We start from the raw sequence: 1,760 nt of genomic DNA on the forward strand, positions 1-1,760 counted from the left end.
GCGGCTCGCTCCGCTCCCCGCGCGCGGCCCGGCCCCCGGCCGGGCCTGCGCTCCTAATGGCGCGGTAAGACGCTGGGCGGTTCTCATGGCCGAGCGTCCTGGGCGGGTCAGCATGTGGTGATCCGTGGTCGCTCCTGAGGCCTGACCTCTCAAGACAGAGTCGGCCCCACATGCCTACTCGCCCAGTGCAGCATCGCGGGGGTGGCGGGCCCGGCCCGCGCTCATGCCTTCGTCCCGCGCGGACCGGGCCCGCCACCCCCGCTCGCACCCGATCAGCGGCATCGTTGCCTCTCGTGGTCCAAGCCGCCGCCAGGGAACACCTCTCACCGCTCGGCGAACGCCCCAGTTCTGCAGCTGACCGAGGCCCCCGACGGCCGCTGGGATTGCGAACGGCCAATCGGATGACGGGCCCATGAGCCCTGCCATTAGGGAGACGCGCAACCCCGCACGGCGACCACTCCACCACCGGCACCCACCCAAGGACACCACCATGACCAGCGTGTTCTGCGGCATCGACTGGGCCACCGACCACCACGACATCGCACTGGTCGACCAGGCCGGCACCCTCCTGGACAAGCTCCGCATCGACAACACCTCCGCCGGCCTCAGCCAGCTCCTGCAGCTGCTGGCCCACCACGGCGACACCCCAGAGAACCCGATCCCGGTCGCCATCGAGACCTCTCACGGACTCCTGGTCGCCTGCTTACGCGCCACCGGCAGGCCGATCTATGTGATCAACCCGCTCACCGCCGCCCGCTACCGCGACCGCTACGCACTGAGCCGCAAGAAGTCCGACCACCTCGACGCCAAGGTCCTGGCCAACATCCTGCGCACCGACCCGGCCGAACACCGGCCCCTCCCCGCGGACAGCCACCTCGCGCAGGCCATCACCGTCCTGGCCCGAGCCCAACAGGACGCCGTCTGGGACCGCGTCCAGACCGGCAACCGACTGCGCTCCCACCTGCGCGAGTACTTCCCCGGCTTCCTCACCGTCTTCCGCCACTTCCGCGAAGGCCTCGCCTCACCCGTCACCCGTGCTCTGCTCGCCGCGGCCCCCACACCCACCCAGGCCGCCAAGCTCACCCGCGCCCAACTGCGCGCGATACTCAAGAAGGCCGGACGCCAACGCGAGATCACCAGCGAGGTCGAACGCCTTCACGCCCTGCTCTGCGAACCACAGATGCAGCAGCCACCCGTAGTCGAACAGGCCATGGGCACCAAGTCCCTCGCTCTGCTACGGCAGTTCGACGCGGCCTGCGCCAGCGCCGACGACCTGGAAGCAGCCACCACCGCCGCCTTCGCCACCCACCAGGACGCCGAAATCATCACCAGCTTCCCCGGCCTTGGCGCCCTCACCGGAGCCCGCGTCCTGGCCGAACTCGGCGACGACCACACCCGCTTCACCAGCCCACGCGCCCTGAAGGCCTACGCCGGATCCGCCCCCATCACCCGATCCTCCGGACGCAAGACCACCGTCCTGGCCAGACACATCAAGAACCAGCGCCTCGCCTCCGCAGGCTACATATGGGCCTTCGCCGCCCTCACCGCATCCCCCGGAGCACGAGCCCACTACGACCGCCGCCGCGCAGCCGAAGACCGCCACGTCGCAGCCCAACGCAACCTCTTCAACCGCCTACTGGGCTGCCTGCACCACTGCCTCACCCACCGCATCCCCTACGACGAGAAGACCGCCTTCCCCAACACCGCTTGACTGATCAACCGCATCGGATGTCTGTCTCCGCCCCGCTCCAGCCCGGCCG

At 69.8% G+C, this 1,760-nt stretch carries 1 protein-coding gene; it reads left to right on the forward strand.

What is annotated here, in order from left to right; all coding sequences use genetic code 11:
• The first annotated feature begins 490 nt into the window (after positions 1-490).
• Positions 491-1,711, forward strand: a complete 1,221-nt coding sequence (locus AB0P24_RS47825) for an IS110 family transposase (protein ID WP_365805772.1) — start codon at positions 491-493, stop codon at positions 1,709-1,711.
• The last annotated feature ends 49 nt before the right edge of the window (positions 1,712-1,760 follow it).

This window comes from Streptomyces sp. NPDC086519 (assembly GCF_040686075.1).
Classification (GTDB): domain Bacteria; phylum Actinomycetota; class Actinomycetes; order Streptomycetales; family Streptomycetaceae; genus Streptomyces; species Streptomyces shenzhenensis.

Excerpts from the sequence above, each read along its gene's own strand:
- AB0P24_RS47825 (WP_365805772.1), top strand. The coding sequence starts at position 491 with ATGACCAGCGTGTTCTGCGGCATCGACTGGGCCACCGACCACCACGAC.